Consider the following 23,691-nt stretch of genomic DNA (forward strand, 5'->3'; position numbering starts at 1 on the left):
TTGTATTTGCGTATTATCAGCCTACTTAATTTCAACACTCACTTCGCTTGATTCGCTGCCATTTACAAACTTGATTTTATACTTGCCTTTGCCGGCATACTTCACAGCGGTATCGGTTGCAGGCACGGGCTTAGCACCTTTTCCTTTCGGAGCAGGTGCCGCGGGTGGTGAAATTTTAACATCCCAGCTTACCGTATGAAAACCGGCTGAACCAACCGCGCTGAATTTCCTGACAAGCACATTTTTTTCATCGTAAACCTCAACACCAACTTCAGCAACCGGTTTACCCACATAATACAGGAAACTTACTTTCGGTTCGTTGGCATCGGCCCACGGGTAGGGTTTTTCGCCCCAGCGTTCGTTAAACCGGATACTTTCCGCACCGGCAAACGCCACAATTCCTTTATTAACACCCCCATTTTTCAAGGCCTGCAGGGGCTTCACATTGGCAACAAAAACACTTCGGCCATGAGTACCCACAACCAACTCATTGTCGCGGGGATGAACCATCATATCGTATGTTGCCACGTTTAGCATCCCGTTAAAGAAATGCCAGGTTGTTCCTTTATCCAGGGAAACGTAGGTTCCGTTGTCCAGTCCGCAGTAAAGCAGATCAGGATTAACCGGATCCTGAATAATCACATTGGCTACCGACTCGGGCAAGTTTCCTTTAACACTCTTCCAGGTTTTTCCGTAGTCGGTACTCATAAACAAATAGGTACTAAAGTCGTCATCGCGGTAGCCGTTGAGCGAAACAAACACGGTTCCTTCCTGGTGTGGCGAAGGCGATACGCTGCTTACCCATTTATTGGCCGGCAACCCGGCCGAAATGTTTTCCCAACTTCCTCCTCCGTTTCGGCTCACCCACAGGTTACCGTCATCGGTACCGGCATACAGCAACCCGAATTTCAATGGCGACTCGGCCAGTGCACTGACGGTTGAAAAGGGCACATCGCCCTGCGGTTTGTTTTTAGTCAGGTCATCGCTTATAGCCTCCCAGTTATCGCCTTTGTTTAAGCTGCGAAATACTTTGTTGGCCGCCATGTACACAATGTCGGGGTTGTGTTTACTCAACAACAACGGGGTGCGCCAGTTCCAGCGGTAAGCCGGTTCACCAATGTCGTGCCGTGGTGTAATGCGGGCCGGCTGCTTACCTTGTTCAGTACGGAAATAATTGCCGAACTGAAAGCCCCAGTACACCAGGCGACTGTTCCGCGGGTCGGGCGCCACGTACATGCCATCGCCACCGCCAATGTACTCCCAATGTTTCGAAACGTTGGGTTCGGATTTTGACGAACCCTTCAGCACGCCATTGTCCTGCAAACCGCCATATACGTTGTAAGGTATTTCCATATCCACGTTCACCGTATAAAACTGGCCCACCGGCATGTTGTTAACATGCTTCCAGTAAGCGCCCTCATCATAGGTTACATACAAACCGCCATCGTTGCCCAGTAACATGTGTTTACCGTTGGTTGGGTTGATCCACAACGCATGATGGTCAACATGGATATCCTGTTCGCCACGCAGTGTATCCAGCCGGTGCCAGGTAACGCCACCATCGTTTGATTTAAGCATGGGCACACCATAGATGTAAATCTTATCGGCATTGGAAGGATCAACGCGCATCTCGGCAAAGTAATAGCCGTAGGTAAAGAATACTCCGTCCAGATCATAACTGTTCATCTTCTTCCAGGTTGCCCCGAAGTCATCAGAACGGTAAACTTCCGCACCAATAATTTTTGCATTAAACAAATTGGCATTGGCATCGCCACCCAGGTAATCGTAAATGGCTTTGGGCTGATACTTGCCTTCACGGATTTCCTGCTTCACTTTACGCGCATCGTACTTTTGCGGAAAGCGACTCTCCCGAAGAAATTCATCCAGCTTTTTATCATCCAGTTTCAGAAAATCATCCTTCGAAATGGATTTGAAATCGGTCAGTTTCAGCTTACCATCATCCTTTGGTTTTTCGGTTTGCGGAATCTCACTTTGGTTATCAAGAATGGCATAGACGATGTTGGGTTTGCTGTTGCATACATCGAGCCCGATGCGCCCCACCTGTTTACCTTGTGGAAAACCGGCTATTGATTTTGCCCATGATTCACCGCCATCATCAGAACGGTAGATGGCCGATGCCGCACCTGATTCTTTAAAGTTCCAGGCCTTGCGATCCTTCTCCCATGCAGCCGCCAGCAGTTGATTGGGGTTTTGTGGATTAACCACCAGATCAATAATCCCGGTGCTGTCGTTCACAAATAATGTTTTCTTCCAGGTCTTTCCGCCATCGGTGGTCTTGTACACGCCCCGGTTCGGGCTGTTGGTGTACAGCGGGCCAACCGCTGCAACCCAAACGGTGTTGTTGTCAGCCGGATGAATAACCACCCGACCGATGTGTTGCGTACCGGCAAGCCCCAGGTGCTGCCAGGTTTTGCCGCCATCGGAGGTTTTGTAGATGCCGCTGCCGGCATAGGTTGAGCGGCTGCTGTTTTTTTCGCCCGTGCCTGCATAGAGTATTTCTGTATTGGTCTGCGATAGCGCAAAGTCGCCAATACCTAATGCATCGTTGTTATCGAAAACCGGTTCGAAGGTAATGCCGTTGTTCCTAGTTCTGAAAATACCGCCTGATCCAAACGCCAGGTAATACTCGTTGGTGTTTTTAAGGTTCACCTCAATATCCACAATGCGGCCACCCTGAATGGTAGGCCCGATATTGCGGACAGGGTATTCTTTTAAAATGGATTGTGCCGCCAGGCCTTTCCGCTTCTGCATCGAGGTTGTCCAGTCGGCCTCGCTGGTGGGTTGAGCCGATACTGAAATGGCGAAGAAGCCAAGGATAACAGGTAGCAGGTTTTTCATATCCGATAAGGTTTGTGCACCGAAAATAGGGAATTATAAGTTTGACCTGACGGACATAGCGGAACATATTATTTTAGCGGTTCAATTACACGATATGCATAACGATCCGGAGTTGAGCGGGAAATACCTGGGCACCATTTCGGGCGACTTTGTAAAAGTGGCCGATTCGGTAAAGGAGGCTTCGTACCAGATTCGCACCCGCGGTTTTTCCGATCACCCGATTTTTCCGATATGCAAGGACGAGCAGCCCATCGGCCAGTTGCTGATTGATAAAGATTTGGCTCACACCACCTGGAATTATTACGCCTCCTATCTGGACGAATTTGTTCAGCGGGGCCTGGTGGATGAATCGAAAACTGATGAATTCAAAAAAGCTTATAAAGACCCTGATGAATTTTGCTGCTTGTTTGTAGTGGATAAGGAGTTTACCAATTTTGTATTTATTCCATATCCGATAGACTAATGAGGGGCACGTTGGCCATCATATTATTCTGGATACCCCCCCTGTCAGGATTTGCTCAAATACCCGATACCCCACCCGCTTTTGAACAGGTAATACCACCCGGCACCATCCGGTCAGCCGAACTAACCGATGTAATACAAGACCGCGCGGGACTTATCTGGATGGCGGCAAACGGTATATTCTCCTATGATGGCTACCGGTTTACCCACTACACCACGTTGGCGGATTCCGGTTCAATTCATAATCAGGAAGTAACCTGCTTGCTCTACGATTCAACCCGTAACCGGATACTTATCGGTACACGAAATCTGGGTATCGTAGCCTATAATTACAACACCAACGAACTTAAGCGATTACCTACCAAAGGCGGCATACCCATCATCAACCAGCTGGCTCTGACTCCCGATGGAATTATATGGGTAGCATCGTTTAACAGCGGTTTGTTTCAACTTCATGATGATACCCTTAAACGCAGCTCCGTATCCGGATACAAAAGCATTCGCACCTCTTACCTGCTACCCCATGGTAACAAACTTTACATTGGCGACCACCGGAAAATTTTTGAGGTACAGAATAACCGGGTAACCGACTCGGTGATGTTGCGCTGGGGCAACGTGGATTTTACCTCGCATGGAAGAGTAACAGCTCTTTATGCAGTTAACGAAACCTTATACATCGGCACCGAAAAGGTGGGTATGCTGGTATATGATTTAAAGACCAGGCAATTCATAAAGCATTTCAACACCAACACGGCACCTTTCTTTAACCGCATTAACCGGATTTATGCCGACCGGCACGGTGTTATGTGGATTCTGACCAAGGCGGGCGGGTTAGTACTTTACGATCCAAATACCGATACCATCAGGCGAATCACCAAAGATCCGACACAAGCCCACTCATTAAGCAGCGACAACTGCAATGCAATTATTGAAGATAAAACAGGCATCATTTGGATTGCAACCACCGGGGCATTGAACAAATACGATCGCCTCAAAATCCAGTTCCAACACATCACCCACGATCCGAACAACATCAATTCCCTGTCCGACAGAATGGTGCGGTGCCTGTTTGAGGAAGAAGATGGCACCGTGTTAATCGGAACGGATGGCGGATTCATTAATTTTCTGAATAGGAAAGAAGGAACCGTAGAGCGGGTTAAAATAACTATACCGGGCTTAAACAAAACATTAATGCCCGCATGCCTGCAGCCGTTGTCGAAGGACAAGTTATTGATTGGCACATCGGCCGGGGCAGTTGTTATGGATCGTAAGAAAAAAACATTTACCCGGTTTTCAATCGGGCCAGAACTTGAAAATGTTCTGATCCGTCAACTTCTGAAAAAAGAAAACTACCTGTATTTTATTGCCGGAGGTTCCTTTCGAATTTACGATTTGACTACAGGCCGCCAAAAAGTTTTCAAAAACTTCAACGATCAGGCCGGCAACAACCCCGTTTTTGGCGCCACAGCATTTTTTATTGACTCCCGCCAGCGCATCTGGGTTGGGGCGCAGGGAGGGGTTTCGCTTCTTAATCCAGACTCCACTTTCACTTACTTCCCGGTTGAACGCCAGCCGACCCGTCCGGACGGTTCGTATTTTATGGTATTAGCTTTTGAGGAGTTTAACGGGTATTTGTGGATCAGCTCGTTTAATAACGGAGTGTGGAGACTTCCGCTAACGGAACAAAACCAGGAAGCGCAACTCACCCAACGTGTTAACATCTCTGAACTGAACACCAATACGGTGTATTGCACATTGCCCGATAGAGAGGGATTAATCTGGATGAGTACCAACCAGGGCATCCTGCAGTATGATCCGGCAACTACCGAAATACGGACGTTTCTGCCCGAAGAAGGCGTACAAGCCCTGGAATTTAACCGGCTGGCTTTTTTGAGAACACATGACAATGCCTTTGTAATGGGTGGCATTAACGGCATCAATATTTTTAAATCAGAGGATATTAAACTTCGCGAAACCTTACCAACACCTGTTCTTCTCAGTATTACCAATTACAGCAATGCGCCCAGCAACTTCTATATCAACCTCCGGCAACAGAACCTGATAGAACTTCCGGAAGGTAATAAATCGCTTACTATACATTACCTGATACCCGATTACAGCAATCCACGCAATTATACCGTTGAATACAAACTCGAAGGTCATGATCCGATGTGGATTCAGTCAATTGCTTCGGAGGCAACATACCCCAACATTAAAGAAGGAAATTATACGTTCAGGGTGCGTGTTCAGAACAATGATCAATTCAGTGAAACCGCACCCCTGCAACTTATCATCAAACCGCCTTTTTGGAAACAAACCTGGTTTATGGGCATTGTTGCAACGCTGCTTATCGGAGTCACACTCGGGGTATTCCGCATCCAGGCCATTACCAGCAGGCGCAACAAAGAACGGCTTGAAAAATTACTGATGGAGCGAACCTCCGAAATCGAAAAATCCAGGGCCGAGCTGCAGGCCCTGAACGAAAAAAAAGATTTGATCTTCTCCATACTTTCACATGATCTCCGATCGCCCCTAACCACCTTAAAAGGTTTCTTATCATTATTAACCGATACCCCGGTTCAGCTTTCGCCCGAGCAAATCAATCAGTACGCACGAAACATTCGCAACTCCGTTAGCAGCGCACTCGACCTGATTGACAATACCCTGTATTGGTCGCTCTCGCAAACCGGAAGCATCAACCGCCATGCGGTTGATTTTTCGGTGAAGAATTTACTCACCAAAATCTATCACCTGTACCAGCCTACCGCTTTGCGTAAGCGGATTGAATTTGAGTTTCAGACAGACGAAGATATTTATGTTCATGCCGATGAAAACATGGTGTACGTTGCTCTGCGAAACGTTGTTTCTAACGCGATTAAGTTTACTCCGGAAGGGAAACTTGTAAAGTTAGTAACCGGTAAAAATCACAACCAGGCCATCATTACCGTTACGGATCAGGGAATCGGCATGAGTGAAGATTACCTGAGGCGTGTATTAAACCATGAGCACGTAGTGCTGAAAAAAGGTACGGCCAACGAAAAGGGTACAGGCCTCGGCCTGATCTTGTGCCGTAAATTCATTGAACTGAACGAAGGAACACTGGAAATACACAGCGAAGAAAATGCCGGCACAGAGTTCCGGATTTACCTGCCGCTGGCTAATCATCTGAAATGATCCCACCCCTGTGCCGTTAAAGGCACTGCATTTCCTTGCTTTGTTATCAGCAAAAATTCTTTCGGCTTATCATGCACATAGCCAATCATGTGCACATCGGGGTGGTTTTTTATTTTATCTGCATCACTGGGTGAAATGGTGAAAAGTAACTCGTAATCTTCACCGCCATTCAGGGCGCAGGTTACCGGGTCAATTTTAAATTCAAGTGCTGCCGTATTGTACGTTTCGGCATCCAGCGGAATTTTATCTTCAAAAATCCGCACACCTGCATTTGAACTTCTTCCGATATGAAAAAGCTCGGAAGCCAGCCCGTCCGAAATATCAATCATGGCCGTGGGTTTAACACCCAGCTCTTCCAGTTCAAACACCATATCGGTACGCGCAATGGGCCGCAATTGCCGGCCTACCATATACTGGTATTTTTCCAGGCCGGGCTGCATGTTGGGGTTGGATAGAAAAACTTCTTTCTCGCGTTCCAGTATCTGAAGCCCGGTATACGCTGCCCCTAAATCTCCGGTTACACAAATAATATCGTTTGGTTTAGCCCCGCTGCGGTACACAACCTTATCCTTTGCAACACGGCCCAGCACGCTTACTGAAATGACCAATCCCGACCGCGAAGCTGTGGTGTCGCCACCTACCAGATCAACGTTGTATTGGTCGCACGCAGCGCGGATACCCGAGTACAGCGCATCAACCGCCTCAACCGAAAACCGGTTGCTCAGGGCCACACTCACCAGAATTTGTTCGGCCTTGCCATTCATGGCAGCAATGTCCGATACGTTAACACTTACAGCCTTATGGCCCAGGTGCTGCAGCGGTGTAAAAGCCAAATCGAAATGAACGCCTTCGGCAAGCAAATCGGTTGACCACAGCAAATACTCATTTCCACACGCAATAACGGCTGCATCATCGCCAATGCCCTTTATAGAGGATGTGTTGCCCAGCTTAACCTGCTGATGGATACGCTCAATGAGCCCAAATTCACCCAGTTCGCCAATTTCTGTTCGCTTTTCTGCCATGTGTTTACCGGTTGTAACCGCCTGTTTGCCGGTGCGGCAGGCGGTTCGTCAGGCAAAAGTAAGATTATAACCCGATTTGAAAGATTTGATTTTTGGCAAGCCTGTATCTATGCCCAAAAGTAAAGCAGTATGAAATGGCTGATGTGGATTGTCGTGGCTTTAATCCTGTTCAGTTCATGTTCAACGGTACCCAAACCGTATTATGAAACGCGCGAAGGGAAGAAAAAACTGAAGTACTACAACTCGATCCAGTTTGGTCAGCGCAATACCATGGAGTTGCCTAAGGGCCGGTAATTTCCTGGCACAGCTCGATTAAAACCCCCTGCGTTGACTTCGGGTGCAGAAAACAAATCAGTTTGTTGTCTGCACCTTTTTTTGGCTCGTTACCGATGAGTTGAAACCCAAGTTGCTGGTAGTGTTTTATGCTTGCCCGGATGTCTTCCACCTCAAAAGCAAGGTGATGAATCCCTTCTCCACGCTTTTCAATGAATTTATTGATGGCCGAGTTGGTGGTCGTGGCTTCCAGCAATTCAATTTTCACTCCGCCAAGTTCAAAAAACGAGGTTTTGACTCCTTCCGATTCAACCGACTCAATCTTATAATGCTCCCGTCCAAGCAGGTTGGCAAACAGCTTATTGGCCTGTTCCAGGTTCTTTACCGCAATACCGATATGCTCAAGTTTCTTCATTATTGCCTAATTTTGTACACCAAAGTCAGAACTTTTACGGGCTTTGAAAAGTTTTTGCCTTGAAACCCACATCCATGATAGAAACCACCAGCGAAATGCACGTAGAAGCCGCCCGCATCCAGCAGGAAATTAAAGACTACCTGGGGCTGCGAACGGCTGACCTCGTATTTGAATACAGTACCGTTGACCGCAAGGTAAAGCTGGACCTGATTACCATCAACCCGCGGCACAACCAGGCGTTTTTGTTTCACTCCGAAACAGGAACGGATAAACTGGACGCCCTGAAGAAAATGCTCAACTACGTGCAGAACTATAAGGAAAAAGAAAACAGCTACACCATCCAGTGGGTGGCCAAAGGCGAGCGCGAACTGCATACCTCGTACTTCCGGGCCGGCAACATTATGGATGCGCTGCAAAAATTGTATTACGGCCGCGACATGAACACGATAACCGTTTTTAGTGTTGTATTGAATCCGGTGTCTTAGGTTGAATGATCTATGATTAGCGTAACTGAAAAAGCGAAGGATAAGATTATAGAATTGCGGAAGCAGGAAGGAAAAGTTTCCGAGCCCAACATCCGTGTGTCAGTAAAAGGCGGGGGCTGTTCGGGACTGATGTACGATCTGTCGTTCGATGAATCCATTAACCCGGCCGACCAGGTGTTTGAAGACAAGGGTATTAAAATTCTGGTCGATAAAAAAAGTTTGCTGTACCTGCTGGGCACCACCCTCGATTTTTCGGACGGCCTCAACGGCAAGGGCTTTCAGTTCATCAACCCGAACGCCTCGCGCACCTGCGGCTGCGGGGAGAGTTTTGCAGTTTAGGAAATCTCAGTAGTGCAGATATGCTAGTGATGGGTTCATAATATATCACAAAATATTATCAGTAACCAAGATCGTGTAGTATTGACTTGGATTATATTGAAAACATATAAACTAAAATGTTTTAAACCTACCAAACACCAGAACCGCATTACCCGGAACAACGTCATTGACTGGGTTTATACCACCTTCCGTGTTCGCAAGCAGTTCAACAGGTATAAAACCTATGAAGGAACTTTGTTTATAAAGATTCACAAAGAATATTAATTTGATGTCATCAAGTGATTGATGAAATTGTATGTCATCTGTCAATCCGGAAAAAGTAATTGTATGACCAGTCTTGCGGTTGAATAGAGAAGTGAGGTAATCGCCTCCTTTTTCAAATGTGAGCAGTATAAATGCATCATTGATCAGCACTCTAAAATGGCGAAAAGCATACTGCTGATTACGGAGTTTCGTTACAAAATCGTAAGCATTGTCGAAATCAGCTTCATCATAAAATTTTTGCGGGAGACTCCATGCCCCGTAATCGAGCTGATAAGCAAGTTGCACCCCATCTTCATCAACCGTGTATATGTTATTGATAGCACTGTCCCAAAAAAAAATTTCTCCTTTGGATTCCGGAAAGTGATACCCAGTCAAAAAATTAAAGTATTTCCGTAGTTTCTCCGAAACCGGAATCAGGTCTTTTAAAACCATCCCATCTTCCATATTATAGATCACCAACTTGCCTTGGTTATATTCGGTAACTTCATTTCCTGTATATAAAATAACTACTCCATTACGAAGAATGCTAAATGACTGGGCAAAAACCGGAATTACAACTGTACGTTCCCATTGCAGTAAATCATTGTATTGATGAATCTTCTTGGCCGTCCGATCCAATATGAAGACTTTCCTGTCTGATACAGCAATACTGGTTATTTCGCCAAGCCTGAAATCCGGTACAACCTGTTGGGTCACTTCGCAACGATGGTTCAGCAGGCTAACAATTGCCGGTGAAGTTGAATGAATAATCCAACCTCCAAAAAAAGGGAAAGCATACTTAACCTCCCCTAAATCATGAAAACCTCCGACATTAATAACTTTAAATGAATCAATCTGTGCTATGCGGCTCAAAGTGATTCGCGATTCAAACATTTCGGTTATATGTATTGATTCAATACTATTCTTATCTGATTCTTTCTTTGCACAGCCAATGAGTAAAGTTAACAAGCATAAAAAGATTCTGTTCATAGGGTATTGCTTAGTAGTTTGTCGCACTTATTACTTGAATACAGAAATTACTTTGCTTCCAAAAAACAAGAAGACCCCGTAGGTCTTCTTGTTCTTTTACATTATTCATTATTCCCACCACTGCCACACCGTACGGCACCACAATCATTCGTACCCGCTGCACAGCAAAACTGTGTACCTTCTGGATTGCCCATTAGTGTCCCTTTATCCACACTAGCGTGGATATACGGCATTGTTTGCATAACAAGTCCAACAACAAAAAGTCCTGTGACTGCAATTTTCAAAACTTTAGATGATTTCTTCATAAGGATATAGAATTAAGATATCCACCCACCCCCTCCGGAGCCCCTCACCGGCTACCCTTTCGGATTACCGGCCGGTGAAGTATGCAGGGGCGAATTGGTATACCGAAGTAATAACCGGTTGTGTTATTGAGCAAATCAATTTTGCAGGTAAAAGCACATGCTTACGGCCCGGTAATTTAGTGTGCCGCCAAACCAAAAAAATGGTTTTTGGCGCCTATTTACACACACACACACACGAAAAATTTTGACAAAACCAGGCCAAACCATACATCAGCGAATATTAATAAGGGTACTGTTCCACTGGTTAATATCGAATAAAAAATCATTGTAACGACTCAGGTTTGTGTTTACCGACAAGGTACCACCAGTAACAGCCAACGGTTGAAGCAGCCCAAGATTTAGGACGCCTGTGGTTTGTTGCCGCTCCTGAAAACGAATGGTACCATCATCTAAACGGTTTTTGAAAAAATCACGGTTATAATCAGGTAAATTTCCCTCTAACCGCAACTGCGGGTTGTAATTGGAACGAAAGACACGGTACTGCCAATAGCGCGTTTCCTTTCTTGTTTCGTTTGAACGCCCAACTGGCGATTGCTCAAGGGCAATGTCAATAGCCTGATTAAGAGAGTAAATTATCTGAGACCATCCTTTAGAAGAACAAACAATAAAAAAAAGAATTGTACAGATTGACGCCTTCTTACTCATACCTTTTACATTTAGGTTTAGCTTGTTATCTAAATATACAAATTACTGAGATAGTGCATGTGCATTAGTAATATTCAGGTGCACACCATCAACATATAGTCAAACTGATCCTAATTGATTTCCTCAAAACGGCAAGGGCTTTCAGTTCATCAACCCGAACGCCTCGCGCACCTGCGGCTGCGGGGAGAGTTTTGCGGTTTAATCAACTGTAGCAATACACTTTAATTCAATAGCAATGGGTGTGGGCAGCGCATTCACTTCCACTGTAGTGCGGCAGGGCTGATTGTCCTTAAAGTATTCCGCATAAATTTTATTGAATACCGGAAAATCATCCTTCATATTGGTCAGGAACACGGTTACATCCACCAGGTTTTCCCATCGCGAGCCGGAAGCCTCCAGGATGTAGCGCACATTCTGAAACACCGAGTGGCACTGCTCTTCGATATTGTAAGCAATACTATTTCCGTTGGCATCCAGCGTTACGCCCGGAATTTCCTTTGATCCTCTCTTTCGGGGGCCCACCCCGGATAAGAACAGCAGGTTGCCCACCCTGCGCGCATGCGGGTAAGCACCAACGGGTTCGGGGGCTTTATCGGAATACATATTATCCTAATTTAAAAGTAACCGGCACAACATACCGAGACCTAATTGGAAATCCCCTGATCCTGGCCGGATTCCATTTTGGCGAAAGTTTAACTACCCGTATTGCTTCATCCGCAAGTTCCTTATTCGGAGAACTAACTACATTAAATTCCGATAAGAGTCCGGATTCATTGATGATAAATTCCACAAACACTTTTCCCTCAACTCCATTGTTTCTAGAGATTCTTGGATACTTCAATTCATTCATTATACGATTATAAAACACATTCAGTCCTCCATCAATCTCAGCTTGAGTTTGAAATTCATTATACTCAGATACAACCTGCCCATCCATTACTCTTTTACCTTTTATGAATTTTCCCAATGAATAGTCCTCAATCAAATACTCGTTATGATTTGGAAACCGGATGGTCCATGTTGAATCCCTAAGCCCGTTCACAATTTTTCCTGATTCTATAATCTGTTTACCTAAAAGCTCTGAGTAATAGTTACAATATCCATTGGAGTTGGTGACCGTTTGAACACCTGCCGTGTCCCAGCAGCTTAAAAGCCTATATTTAAATGGATACGTCAAGTCAAAAGTGCCGGCCTCAGAATACGCAAGTATTGCTTTGGCTTTCCCGCTCTCATAATATTCAGTTGCTATACCAAAACGAGCACCCAATTTAAAGTAAGCACGTTCTTTGAGGGAGCCATTTTCGTAATAATAAAGGCTAAATCCATTCTGAATCCCCTGGGAATTAAACACTTCAATCGATCGACTTTTTTTAGAAGAACAATAATATGCTTTCACTGTATCTTTAAATGTCCTCTCCGAACCTGAAACTATTTGTCCCTCTTTGAAATAGTAACAATTCATCTCAGTTGTAACCAGGTCAGCCTTATCGTAATAAAGTCTGCTTTGTGCTGAAATAAAATTTGAAAGAAAAACAAACTTGATAAGAAATGTATAGTACTTCATAAATTCTGCTTATCAAAACCCAAACACCAAACTGCCCCAGTAGCTCTGCCAGTCGGCTCCGGCTTCTTTGGCCGGCACCATCTTCACGCAACTTACCATCCACCTGCCTGTGCTGCTTAGCCGGGTGGCAAGCGTGCCGTCTTTTTCGGTGTAGATGTTTTGTACGGTAGTGCGGTTGTCCTTTCTGTTCCACACTTTTACCAGTGCAAACGCAAGCGGTTTGCCTTCAAATACCACCTGAAATTTCATTTCAGCGCCCGGCTTTAGCGAATACGGATTTTTTAGCGGTATGATTTCAATCGGGGTGCCAACGGTTTTACCAAACGTGTCATCCGGAGTATTACCCACCTGCACCAGCAACTTGGCACTGCGCTGGTAGTATTCCTTTGCGCCCTTACCTTGCGTATTTGTCTTAACACGATATTCCAGGATATCCTCCAGGCCGTCTTCCTTTAAATAGGCATTAAACTTTTCAGCTTCCAGCTCAATAAAGGCGTTGTTGCTTTGCATAACAAACAGGTGTGTGCCCTCCCTGTCCAGTTTCAGTTCAAGGTTGTTTCCCTCGCCCGGCAACACCTGCTCAATCAAGCCATTTGAATAGTTGCCGGCATGATGATCAAACCGGATGAGCCGGTGCTTTTTCAGGTCCCACCGCTCACCGGTAAAATCCTCGCCCACCATGAAATTTAATTTTAGTACTTCACCTTTCTGATACAAAAACTTATCGGACTGGAGCCAGAACTCGTGGGCCTGCACAAGCAGGCTTATCAGCAAAACTGAAGTAAGCGTAACAAACCTAATACGACTCATTTTGAATGCATCAGGTCTTCAATTTCCTCGGCTTCAATCGGGATGTTTTTCATTAAATCGTGCAGGCCGTTTTTGGTTATTACCACATTATTCTCCAGGCGGATGCCCAGGCCTTCCTCCTTTATATAAATGCCCGGCTCTACCGTCCACACCATGCCTTCTTTCATTTTGGCGAACATGTTGCCGGTGTCGTGTACATCCAAACCCAAATGATGGCCTGTGCCGTGCATGAAATATTTCATGAAGGCCGGCTTTTCGGGTGATTGCTTTTTGATGTCGGTTTTATCAATCAGTTTAAGCTTCAGCAGTTCGCTCTCCATGATCTTCTGCACCTCCTTATGATAATCAAAATATACCATGCCCGGCCTCAGCAACTGGTAGGCGGCACGTTTTACGCGCAGCACTGCGTTGTACACATCTCTTTGCCGTTTGGTAAACCGACCACTGACCGGGATGGTGCGCGTCATGTCGGCATTGTAGTTGGCGTATTCGGCACCAACATCCAGCAAGAGCACATCGCCTGCCTTGCAAACCTTTTCATTCTGAATGTAATGCAGCACACACGAGTCGGCCCCGCTGGCAATAATCGGCTCATAGGCGAAACCGCGTGAACCGTTACGCAAAAACTCGTGCATAAACTCCGCCTCAATTTCATATTCCTTCACACCCGGCTTTACAAACTTCAATACCCGTTGAAAAGCGCTGGCAGTAATGTTACAGGCCTGTTGCATCAACTCAATTTCATATTTCGACTTGATAGCCCGCAACTTTGACATGATAGGCGCCACGCGTTCGTACTTATGCAATGGATATTTTTCCTTGCACCAGGCAATAAACCGGCTGTCGCGGGTTTGTACCACCACATCGGCCCGGTAGTGCTCGTTGGTATTGAGATACACCTGCTCAACACCCCCCATCACCATCATGGTGTTAAAAACACGGTGGAATTCGGACGTCCATAGTACCGTTTCAATACCGGTCAGTTCGCGGGCTTCCTGTTTGGTGAGTTTATGCCCTTCCCAGGTGGCGATGGTGTCGTTGGTTTCGCGCAGGAACAACACCTCTCGCATTTTTTTATCCGGATAATCGGGGCAGATTACGAGGATGGATTCTTCCTGGTCAACCCCGGTAAGGTAAAACAGGTCGCTGTTCTGCCTGAACTTCATCGTGCCATCGGCATTGGTAGGCATGATGTCGTTGGAGTTGAAAACTGCAACCGAGCCCGGTTTGAGTTCCTTTACCAGGCGTTTGCGGTTGTCAATAAACAATTGTTTGTTGATTTTCCTGTATCGCATAGAAGTAATTCATCAAAAATAAAAAACCCGGGAGGTTAAAAAAACCTGCCGGGCTGCGGTTTTAATCAATGCTAATTTAACCTGCCGAAGGCTCATCTGTATTGATGTAATTAATCAATACAAAGGTTACAAGCAGGCCGGAGAACACGCCTTCGAGCGCCACAATAAATGATGCGATGTAGGGATTAAGAAACCTGCCCATCGGTTCGTTTTCAATGATGTACCGCATCAGTTCCGTATCCAGAAACGACACATACACAAACAGAAAACCGGCAAACACCAGCGAAGCAATGGCGCCTGTTGCCACACCGGTTACCAGCGCACGGAAGTAGTTAATATGCTCCCCATGGGTGTGCTGAAATTTCTTCAGCGCCATGTAGATACCGGCTACCAGGATAACCAGGTTTAACAGGCGCAACTCAACCACATGCAACAAGCCGGCAAATTTCATGATGAGGAAATAAACAATAAGCCCCGCTGCCACGCGCAGGCCATAATTAACATGAATGTGACTGGAATCGGTTAAGCTCATGGCGGATTTGATTTGGTTCATCTAAAATTTTGAAATTTTAAACAGAATACCAAGCATTTGCGCGGTATATTTTGATAATTTCGTGAAAACAAAAAATCCTTGCATTATGGTAAAGAAAGTTTTGCTTGCCGTGGCAGGCCTCGTTGTGGTTTTGGTAATAGTCGGGTTTTTCCTGCCCTCCAAAATTCAAGTTACGCGCTCCATTTTTATTAATGCCCCCTCCGGTTATGTTTTTGAAGAAGTAAACAACCTGGAAAGACATCCGGCCTGGTCGTATTGGAATAACCTGTACAAAGACGATATGACCGTTAACTACGGCAACATTAAGGCTGGTGCCGGTGCGGTTTCTGAGTGGGACGGTGAAAAATCAGGCAAAGGCAAAATGACGATCACCGAAAGCATACCCGACAAATCCATAAAAATAGATCTTGATTTTATGGAACAAGGCACGGCCCAATCGTGGTACACCTTTGAGCCCGAAGGTGAAGGCACAAAAGTTACCACCGGCTTTGAAGCCGATATGGGCATGAACCCGTTTATGCGCCTCATAGGCGTTGTGCTCATGAAGCCTGATATGAACAATGCCTTCGATTACAACCTGAACCACCTGAAGGAGATTGCTGAGGCTAAAAAGGATACTGCGAAATAAATAACTGAGGAGTATTATCCGATGAAAAAATAAGTTGCGAGCTACAAGCCTCGAGCTGCAAGTTTGTTATTGTAAACCAGAAGCTTGCAGCTCGAAGCTCAACGCTCGAAACTAATTGTCTTCATCGTGCTCCCTGGCTTTTACACGTTGTTGTTTTAATTCCTCCACTTCCTTTCTGCGTTGTTCCAACTCCGCTTCGGTTGGCTGGTAGTTCATTAATTCTTTCACATCGGGCTGGCCGGCATCCATCCACGCACTGTACCAGAAATCGCCAATCATTTTTACGGCTCCCCGCATTTGCCGTTCCACCATCCCGTTAAGGGCAGTGTGGTAGGCTTTTGAAAATTCAACGGAGTACACCTTAACCGTTTGCTTGCCCTTCGTTTCGAATGAAAATTTCCGTTCGCCAAACTGCCGCGTAAGCCGCTGCTCAATCAGTAACACCGAATCTACTTCACGATGCGATGATGCTACGGCTTCCCAGGCCTTTAGCTGCGGATTTGAAACATGTTCGGCTTTGCCCACAAAAAAATCATAGTCGGCTGACAACAATTCCGGCACCCGCGATTCCCAAAAGGCATGGATCCCCTCCTGCCCGGTTAGCTGGCCGTTGTAATTTTCAGTAGTATGCAGAGGCACATGCGCATCGGCAATGTAGTGGCCCAGGTCGGCCGACAGACTGAGTATTCGTTGTGGATCTTTCATCAAAAAAGCATCGCGCAGCCGGTAGTAAACCACTGCAATGTGCCAGGGTAAGATGCCGTAGGTTTTCAGTGTATCTTCACCATATTTCTCCACTGCTTCTTTCCAATACCGCGGCATGGTGTACACGGCACTGTCGCCAAAATGATCAATATCAATATAATGGCGGGGCCCTTCATCCGGTATGGCAAACCGCCTTTTATCAGGATTCACCGCGGCCTCCGAAATATAGTTGATGTGCTTTTTGTAAAACCCGATTAACGGAGCGGGCAGCGTAAACACAGCCAGCCGGTTAATTTGCCGGTGCGCATAAAAGCCCCAGTTGCCGAGCAACAGCAAACCAAGTATCAGTAAACTGTTGAAAACATATCTCACAACCGTTAATTTACACCGAAATATAAACTCGCATGTTATACCGCATTCTGGTTTTACTTTCCATCGTTACAGGTGCTGTTGCCGACAACTACCCGCGTAACGAAGCCATCGATATAAAAAAATACACCTTCCGCATTGAACTGAACGACACCACCAACCGCATCGCAGGGCAGGCAACAATTATGATGGCCATAAAGAAAATAATTCGCGATGTTGAACTTGACCTGGTACAACAGACACAGGAAAAAGGTATGACTGTGAACGAGGTACGGGTGGGTAACCGGCAGGCTATTTTTTCGCACAAAAATAACAGACTGAAAATCCTTCTACCCACCGAAGCTGCTGCCGGAAGTGAGATCACAATAACAATACACTATGCAGGCATACCACAAGACGGACTGATTATATCAAAAAATAAATTTGGCGACCGCACTTTCTTTGGCGACAACTGGCCCGACCGCGCCCGCAACTGGCTGCCGGCCATTGATCATCCATACGACAAAGCGAAAGTTGAATTTATTGTCATCGCCCCGCCACATTACGATGTGGTAGCCAATGGCGCACGGGTGGAACAAAGCTTTGTTAACAGCAAACAAAAACTTACCCACTGGAGCGAAGAGGCTGACATACCCACCAAAGTAATGGTAATTGGTGTAGCCCGCTTTGCCATACACCAGGCGGGCAGGGTCGGGAACATACCGGTTGAAAGCTGGGTCTATCCGCAAAATAAGGAAGCCGGATATTCCGACTATCAGCCGGCCGTGAAGGTGCTCGATTTTTTTAATCGGTTTATCGGGCCGTACCCGTACGAAAAACTGGCCAATGTACAATCCACCACCATTTACGGAGGCATGGAAAATGCCAGCAATATTTTTTATTACGAAAATTCAGTAACCGGTAATGGTGAAATCGAAAACCTGATTGCCCACGAAATTGCCCACCAGTGGTTCGGCAACTCGGCATCCGAAAACGACTGGCACCATGTATGGCTTAGCGAAGGATTTGCCACCTACTTTACGCATGTATACAATGAATTTACCTACGGTGTTGATCGGTTAAAAGAAGGATTACAACGTGACCGCACTACCGTAATACAACATTGCACACGTGCTCCGGCTGCCGTTATTGACACCCGCATTACCGATTACCCGAAACTACTGTCGCCCCACGTTTATCAACGAGGCAGTTGGGTGCTGCACATGCTACGCCAGGAAATGGGAGACGAAGCGTTTTTTACCGGCATCCGAAACTACTACACGCGCTATCAAAATTCAAACGCCCTGACCAGCGACTTCCGGCTGGTTATGGAAGCGGCATCGGGAAAAACATTAAATACATTTTTCGGCCAATGGCTGGAGGAAACCAACCTGCCGGAGCTAACCGGTCAATGGGCATACAATCCTGCCGCCAAAGCCATTTCACTCACCATCGAACAGGTTCAGCCAGGCAGGGTATTCGATTTGAACCTGGAGATTGCCATTCATAATGGTACAAGCGAACCGGTTATTAAAACTGTCAAAATCAATCAGAAAAGCACAAAAACCAGTATTCCGGTCGATTTTAAGCCGGTTAAGCTTGAACTTGATCCTGCCACAAAACTCCTTTTTAAAGGAAACATCAGGAATTAAAAGACCCCGCTTGGCAATTCGGCCCGATAGGATTACCTTTGCCTCCCTTAAAAAGTATTGAACAAACACTATGGCGAATCACAAATCGGCAGAAAAGCGGATACGGGCCAACGAAGCCAAGCGGGTACGAAACCGCTATCAGCACAAATCAACCCGTACCCTGATGAAGAAACTGAAGACCACCACCTCCAAAGCCGAGGCTGAGGCCCTTTTAAAAGAGGTTTCTTCCATGATCGACAGGCTGGCAAAAAAGAATATCATTCACTGGAAAAAAGCCGCCAACCAGAAATCAAAACTTACTAAAAAGGTAAACGCCTTGAAATAAAACCCATATTCATACGCAATTCACAGACCCGGACGCAAAAAACGTCCGGGTCTTTTTATTTTTAAGGAATGAAGAAAGACCAGCATGGGTTTCTTAACATCAAAAACTGGGCAGCCGAAGATCGGCCACGTGAAAAATTGTTGCTGAAAGGAATGGCTGCACTTACCGATGCCGAACTCATTGCCATCCTGCTGGGAACCGGCACCGCCTCTACCAGCGCGGTTGACCTGGCTAAAACAATACTGCAAACCGTTGGCAATAACCTTGACGACCTGGCCCGGCTGTCAGTAAAGGATTTAATGAAGATAAAGGGTGTTGGCGAAGCAAAAGCCATTTCCATCATCAGCGCACTTGAACTGGGCCGAAGAAGAAAGGAAATACGTTCAACCGAAAAGCCTAAAGTTAGTACGTCAGGCGATGCATATGCCTTGCTGAAAGGCAACCTGATGGACAAACCCCACGAAGAGTTCTGGGTTCTGTTGCTAAACCGCAGTAACCGGCTGATTAAAAAACAGCCAATTAGTTTTGGCGGTGTACACGGCACTGTGGCTGATCCAAAAATCATTTTCAAAACAGCATTGGAAGAACTGGCCAGCGCCATTATCGTTGCGCATAACCATCCTTCGGGCAATCTTACCCCCAGTCAGCAGGATATTGATTTGACTAAAAAACTTAAAGAAAGTGCCCGGTTGCTTGACATTACCCTGGCCGACCACCTGATTATTGCCGGCAAGGATTACTTTAGCTTTGCCGATGAGGGAATATTATGAGTGCGAAAAAGATCCTGGTTTTTGTATTTGGTGTAGTGGCCACGGCCGCGGTTATATACTCCTTCATCGGAAACAATAAGGCCGATTACATCACCACCATTGAAAAGGCCAGGAAAGAAAAAGACCACTACCTGCGCACTTCCCCCGACTCACCTTTCAAAGACGATCCCCAGTCTTTTAAAGGCCTTACCTATTACCCGGTTGATCCGGCCTTCCGTGTTCAGGCCAGGCTCGTCCCCATTGAACAAAAAAAAGTAGTGGTTTTACCCACCAGCGATGGGCAGGAAAAAAAATACATCGAATACGGCTATGCCGAGTTTAAGTTAAATGGTGTTGCCAACCGGTTGCTGATCCTCGAAATTATGGACATGGGTCCTTACCGCGGTACATTGTTTCTGGCGTTTGGCGATGCCACCAGCGCCCGCGAGACCTACGGAGCCGGCCGGTATCTTGATGTGAAGAATGTAAAGGGCAGCCACACGATTACACTCGACTTCAACGAAGCCTATAACCCGTACTGCGCGTACAACGAAAACTATTCATGCCCCCTGCCGCCACGCGAAAACCTGTTGGTCATACCCATAACAGCCGGTGAAATGAATTATCCGAAATAGGCCATGTACTGCCAAAGTCTTATTTTTGAAGCCGGTGCCCCGAACGACTTCGGGGTAATTTGTATAGCGCTATGACCATCTCCTACAATTGGCTTAAGGATTACATTGATATTCCCGAGAACCCCGAAGACCTTGGCAAAATTCTTACTTCCACCGGGCTGGAGGTTGAGTCGGTTGAGCCCTTCGAAACAATAAAAGGAAATCTGAACGGATTGGTGGTGGGCGAAGTGCTTACATGCGTAAAACATCCCAATGCCGATAAACTTTCGCTCACTACCGTTGATGTGGGACAAAACCAACCACTTTCAATTGTTTGCGGAGCCGCCAATGTAGCAGCCGGCCAAAAAGTTATTGTGGCCCTGCCCGGTACAACCCTCTATCCCACAAAAAGGGAATCGTTCACCATTAAGTCGGCTGTAATACGCGGTGAAAAATCCGAAGGCATGATCTGTGCAGAAGATGAAATCGGGCTAAGCGACAATCACGCAGGGATCATCGTACTTAATACAAAAGCCGCCAACGGCACACCGGCTGCTGAAATCTTTAAGGTTTATTCAGACTATCGAATTGAAATCGGCCTTACGCCCAACCGGGCCGATGCCGCCTCGCACCTGGGTGTAGCCCGCGACATAAAAGCCGCTAAAAACAGGTACGTGCGCTGGCCTGTTGTTGAATCATTTAAACCCGATACCAACAGCCTTCCTATTCCGGTTGAAGTAAAAAATCCGGAAGCATGCCCGCGCTATTCGGCCGTAACCCTAACCGGTGTAACCGTAACCGAATCGCCCGGCTGGCTGAAGAACAGGTTGCTGGCCATCGGCCAAACACCCATCAATAACATTGTTGATATTACCAATTACATACTGCACGAAACCGGCCAGCCTCTCCACGCCTTCGATGCCGATGCCATTACCGGCAATAAAGTGATTGTTCAGATGCTCCCGGAAGGAACGACTTTCATTACCCTTGATAAAAAGGAACGTAAACTCACCGCTTCCGATTTAATGATTTGCAACGGGAAGGGCGAAGGCATGTGCATTGGCGGAGTATTTGGTGGGATTAACTCAGGAATAACAAACACAACAAAAAATGTATTTCTAGAAAGCGCCTGCTTTTCACCGGATTATATCCGCAGAACGGTAATGCACCACGGCTTAAAAACCGATGCCTCCTTTCGCTTTGAGAGAGGAACCGATCCAAACAACACTGTTTATGCCTTAAAACGGGCGGCTTTACTGATTAAAGAAATTGCCGGAGGGATGGTGTCTTCCGAGATTGTAGACATTTACCCAAAAAAGATTGCCCACCGGCAGATTGAGCTGAAAGACAAAAACATTACCCGGCTTATCGGTAAAGAAATTTCACGCGATGAAATTTTCGAAATCCTGAACCGGCTCGACATCACCATCGAAACAAAAGCCGCTGATCGGTTTACCGTTTCAGTACCCCCGTACCGGGTGGATGTACACCAGGAAGCTGATGTAATTGAAGAGATACTTAGAATTTATGGTTTCGACCGGGTTGAGCTGAGGCCCACTGCAGGCTCTGATTTCATTGCCGGGTTTCCGGCCAACGACCCCAACAAATTCAGGCGTGCCATAGGCGAACTGCTTACCGCAAACGGCTTCTTCGAAATATGGACCAACTCACTCACTAACGCAGCCTATCAGCACAAACATAACCTGCAGTTTCGCGGCAAACCCGTAGAGATGCTTAACAAATTGAGCGAAGAACAGGGTATTTTAAGGCAAACCCTGTTGTTTACCGGCCTGGAGGTATGCGCCTATAACATCAACCGCAAGCAGAAAGACCTCAAATTATTTGAGTTCGGTAAAATTTATTACAAAGAAGATTCCGGTTACTCAGAAGAAGAGCAATTGGCTATGTTCATCACGGGCAACCTGGAAACCGAAAACTGGCAAAATAAAACGCGTGAAGTAACCTACCACGATCTGGCCCAACAGGTGTATCAGGTTATTCAAAAATCAGGCATAACCAATCTGAAACACGAAGGAATGACCGATCAACTCTATGAATACGGATCAAAGTTATCCACAAATGATGCACTCATTGGAAAAATCGGCTTGATAAAATCGGCCTTCCTGAAAGATTTCGGCATCCGCCAACCTGTATTTTATGCCGAACTGAATGCGGCCTTGCTTTTCAAAGCGGCAAACCCTAAGTTAGTAGTTAGGGAGGTGCCCAAATTTCCGGAAGTAAGGCGCGACTTGTCGCTTGTACTTGATAAGCAGGTAAGTTTTGATGATGTGCACAAATTGATTTTGGCTACCGAAAAGCAACTGATAAAAGAGCTGTTCGCTTTTGATGTGTATGAAGGAAAAAACCTGCCGGAAGGTAAAAAAGCCTATGCGCTCGGGTTTATCCTGCAAGACGAAACCAAAACCCTTACCGACCAGGAAATTGACACGACCATGAACCGCCTGATGGCCGCTTTGGAAAGCCGGTTAGGCGCAGTAATACGAAAATAAACCGGCCTGCATAAGGCTTAATTTGAAAGATAACACAATGGACCAGGAACTCTTAAAAACTAACCTGAACGGCTTGGAACGAAAAATAGCCGTGCTCATTAACGAACATAAGCGTTTAAAAGACGAAGTGCGGTTGCTTAAAACTGAAAACCAGGAACTTAAAGCGCACCTGAACAGCCGCGATGAGCAACTGGATCATTTTAAAAATCAAATTAAAATCTCTAAAATTGTAGATAATATAAGCCCGGAAGACGGAAGTGTTTCGGATTTAAAGAGAAAAGTTGACGATTACATCAGGGAGATTGACAAGTGTATCGCTTACTTAAGCCGATAGGAACCTGTAAGAAAAATTAATGGAAGAACTCTCCATACGTATTAAAATAGCCGACCGCGAATACCCCATGAAGGTGAAAGCGCAGGACGAAGAAAAAGTGAGGAGCGCGAGCCGGCTCATTAACGAACGCCTCAAAACTTACAAAGACCAATTCGGTATTGACGATAAACAGGATTTACTGGCCATGGTGGCCTTCGACAGCCTGGTTGAAAAACTAACCACCGATGAAAACCACCAGGCCATTGACCAGACGGTCATCGAAAAAGTAAACCACCTCAATCACCTCGTTTCGCAATCCATTCTCTGATTCGCAAACTTCCCTGCCTTGTTCA

At 46.1% G+C, this 23,691-nt stretch carries 25 protein-coding genes; 13 read left to right on the forward strand and 12 right to left on the reverse strand.

Features of this window, described 5'->3' with window-relative positions; translation table 11 throughout:
* Positions 1-21 precede the first annotated feature (21 nt).
* Positions 22-2,859, reverse strand: a complete 2,838-nt coding sequence (locus tag HRU69_00900) for a glycosyl hydrolase (GenBank protein QOI96119.1) — start codon at positions 2,857-2,859, stop codon at positions 22-24.
* 94 nt (positions 2,860-2,953) lie between these two features.
* Here HRU69_00900 and HRU69_00905 point away from each other — a divergent pair, with 94 nt between their 5' ends.
* Complete coding sequence (locus HRU69_00905; protein QOI96120.1) at positions 2,954-3,322, forward strand: hypothetical protein; 369 nt, start codon at positions 2,954-2,956, stop codon at positions 3,320-3,322.
* Positions 3,322-6,495 (forward strand): hypothetical protein, encoded by a 3,174-nt coding sequence (locus HRU69_00910; GenBank protein QOI96121.1) that lies wholly within the window; start codon positions 3,322-3,324, stop codon positions 6,493-6,495. Before HRU69_00905 ends, HRU69_00910 begins: the two co-directional genes overlap by 1 nt.
* Here the strand turns inward: HRU69_00910 and thiL are convergent.
* Positions 6,483-7,517 (reverse strand): thiamine-phosphate kinase, encoded by a 1,035-nt coding sequence (gene thiL, locus HRU69_00915; protein ID QOI96122.1) that lies wholly within the window; start codon positions 7,515-7,517, stop codon positions 6,483-6,485. The two genes, HRU69_00910 and thiL, sit on opposite strands and share 13 nt — an antisense overlap.
* Before the next feature lie 129 nt (positions 7,518-7,646).
* On the opposite strand from thiL, the gene HRU69_00920 reads away from it, so the two are divergent.
* Entirely contained in the window at positions 7,647-7,811 is a 165-nt protein-coding gene (locus tag HRU69_00920) for a hypothetical protein (GenBank protein QOI96123.1), read from the forward strand.
* Here HRU69_00920 and mce read toward each other — a convergent pair.
* Positions 7,798-8,205, reverse strand: a complete 408-nt coding sequence (gene mce, locus HRU69_00925; GenBank protein QOI96124.1) for a methylmalonyl-CoA epimerase — start codon at positions 8,203-8,205, stop codon at positions 7,798-7,800. The two genes, HRU69_00920 and mce, sit on opposite strands and share 14 nt — an antisense overlap.
* 77 nt (positions 8,206-8,282) lie before the next feature.
* Between mce and HRU69_00930 the strand changes: the two genes are divergently transcribed.
* Both HRU69_00930 and HRU69_00935 read left to right on the forward strand, forming a co-directional pair.
* On the forward strand, positions 8,283-8,690 hold the full coding sequence (locus tag HRU69_00930) for a hypothetical protein (protein QOI98790.1): 408 nt from the start codon (positions 8,283-8,285) through the stop codon (positions 8,688-8,690).
* A gap of 12 nt (positions 8,691-8,702) precedes the next feature.
* On the forward strand, positions 8,703-9,029 hold the full coding sequence (locus HRU69_00935) for an iron-sulfur cluster assembly accessory protein (protein ID QOI96125.1): 327 nt from the start codon (positions 8,703-8,705) through the stop codon (positions 9,027-9,029).
* Positions 9,030-9,140: 111 nt separating this feature from the next.
* Here HRU69_00935 and HRU69_00940 read toward each other — a convergent pair whose 3' ends face one another.
* The 8 genes from HRU69_00940 to HRU69_00975 all read right to left on the reverse strand — a co-directional run bounded on the left by HRU69_00940 (position 9,141) and on the right by HRU69_00975 (position 15,494).
* A complete protein-coding gene (locus HRU69_00940) occupies positions 9,141-10,262 on the reverse strand; it encodes a 6-bladed beta-propeller (GenBank protein ID QOI96126.1) in 1,122 nt (373 codons plus the stop codon).
* A 101-nt stretch (positions 10,263-10,363) separates the two neighbouring features.
* Complete coding sequence (locus HRU69_00945) at positions 10,364-10,567, reverse strand: hypothetical protein (GenBank protein QOI96127.1); 204 nt, start codon at positions 10,565-10,567, stop codon at positions 10,364-10,366.
* Between the two features lie 270 nt (positions 10,568-10,837).
* On the reverse strand, positions 10,838-11,272 hold the full coding sequence (locus HRU69_00950; GenBank protein ID QOI96128.1) for a hypothetical protein: 435 nt from the start codon (positions 11,270-11,272) through the stop codon (positions 10,838-10,840).
* Between the two features lie 198 nt (positions 11,273-11,470).
* On the reverse strand, positions 11,471-11,875 hold the full coding sequence (locus tag HRU69_00955) for a RidA family protein (protein ID QOI96129.1): 405 nt from the start codon (positions 11,873-11,875) through the stop codon (positions 11,471-11,473).
* A 1-nt stretch (position 11,876) separates the two neighbouring features.
* Positions 11,877-12,836: a TonB family protein gene (locus HRU69_00960; GenBank protein ID QOI96130.1), complete on the reverse strand. Its 960-nt coding sequence runs from the start codon at positions 12,834-12,836 to the stop codon at positions 11,877-11,879.
* A gap of 12 nt (positions 12,837-12,848) precedes the next feature.
* Positions 12,849-13,646 (reverse strand): DUF4198 domain-containing protein, encoded by a 798-nt coding sequence (locus HRU69_00965; GenBank protein ID QOI96131.1) that lies wholly within the window; start codon positions 13,644-13,646, stop codon positions 12,849-12,851.
* Positions 13,643-14,941: an aminopeptidase P N-terminal domain-containing protein gene (locus tag HRU69_00970; protein QOI96132.1), complete on the reverse strand. Its 1,299-nt coding sequence runs from the start codon at positions 14,939-14,941 to the stop codon at positions 13,643-13,645. The genes HRU69_00965 and HRU69_00970 overlap by 4 nt, the downstream gene beginning before the upstream one ends.
* 76 nt (positions 14,942-15,017) lie before the next feature.
* Positions 15,018-15,494: a DUF4199 domain-containing protein gene (locus HRU69_00975; GenBank protein ID QOI96133.1), complete on the reverse strand. Its 477-nt coding sequence runs from the start codon at positions 15,492-15,494 to the stop codon at positions 15,018-15,020.
* A gap of 85 nt (positions 15,495-15,579) precedes the next feature.
* Between HRU69_00975 and HRU69_00980 the strand changes: the two genes are divergently transcribed.
* The gene (locus HRU69_00980; GenBank protein QOI96134.1) at positions 15,580-16,122 is read left to right on the forward strand and encodes an SRPBCC family protein; all 543 of its coding nucleotides are present in this window, start codon (positions 15,580-15,582) and stop codon (positions 16,120-16,122) included.
* A gap of 111 nt (positions 16,123-16,233) precedes the next feature.
* On the opposite strand, the gene HRU69_00985 is transcribed toward HRU69_00980, so the two are convergent.
* Positions 16,234-17,199, reverse strand: a complete 966-nt coding sequence (locus HRU69_00985; GenBank protein QOI96135.1) for a S1/P1 Nuclease — start codon at positions 17,197-17,199, stop codon at positions 16,234-16,236.
* Between the two features lie 32 nt (positions 17,200-17,231).
* Between HRU69_00985 and HRU69_00990 the strand changes: the two genes are divergently transcribed.
* The 7 genes from HRU69_00990 to HRU69_01020 all read left to right on the forward strand — a co-directional run bounded on the left by HRU69_00990 (position 17,232) and on the right by HRU69_01020 (position 23,666).
* A complete protein-coding gene (locus HRU69_00990; protein ID QOI96136.1) occupies positions 17,232-18,827 on the forward strand; it encodes a M1 family metallopeptidase in 1,596 nt (531 codons plus the stop codon).
* 70 nt (positions 18,828-18,897) lie between these two features.
* A complete protein-coding gene (locus HRU69_00995) occupies positions 18,898-19,152 on the forward strand; it encodes a 30S ribosomal protein S20 (protein ID QOI96137.1) in 255 nt (84 codons plus the stop codon).
* A gap of 68 nt (positions 19,153-19,220) precedes the next feature.
* Complete coding sequence (gene radC / locus HRU69_01000) at positions 19,221-19,922, forward strand: DNA repair protein RadC (protein QOI96138.1); 702 nt, start codon at positions 19,221-19,223, stop codon at positions 19,920-19,922.
* On the forward strand, positions 19,919-20,536 hold the full coding sequence (locus tag HRU69_01005; protein QOI96139.1) for a DUF1684 domain-containing protein: 618 nt from the start codon (positions 19,919-19,921) through the stop codon (positions 20,534-20,536). Before radC ends, HRU69_01005 begins: the two co-directional genes overlap by 4 nt.
* A 71-nt stretch (positions 20,537-20,607) precedes the next feature.
* A complete protein-coding gene (locus HRU69_01010) occupies positions 20,608-23,025 on the forward strand; it encodes a phenylalanine--tRNA ligase subunit beta (protein QOI96140.1) in 2,418 nt (805 codons plus the stop codon).
* A 37-nt stretch (positions 23,026-23,062) separates the two neighbouring features.
* The gene (locus HRU69_01015) at positions 23,063-23,359 is read left to right on the forward strand and encodes a hypothetical protein (protein ID QOI96141.1); all 297 of its coding nucleotides are present in this window, start codon (positions 23,063-23,065) and stop codon (positions 23,357-23,359) included.
* A gap of 19 nt (positions 23,360-23,378) precedes the next feature.
* The gene (locus HRU69_01020; GenBank protein QOI96142.1) at positions 23,379-23,666 is read left to right on the forward strand and encodes a cell division protein ZapA; all 288 of its coding nucleotides are present in this window, start codon (positions 23,379-23,381) and stop codon (positions 23,664-23,666) included.
* The last annotated feature ends 25 nt before the right edge of the window (positions 23,667-23,691 follow it).

This window comes from Flammeovirgaceae bacterium (assembly GCA_015180985.1).
Classification (GTDB): domain Bacteria; phylum Bacteroidota; class Bacteroidia; order Cytophagales; family Cyclobacteriaceae; genus UBA2336.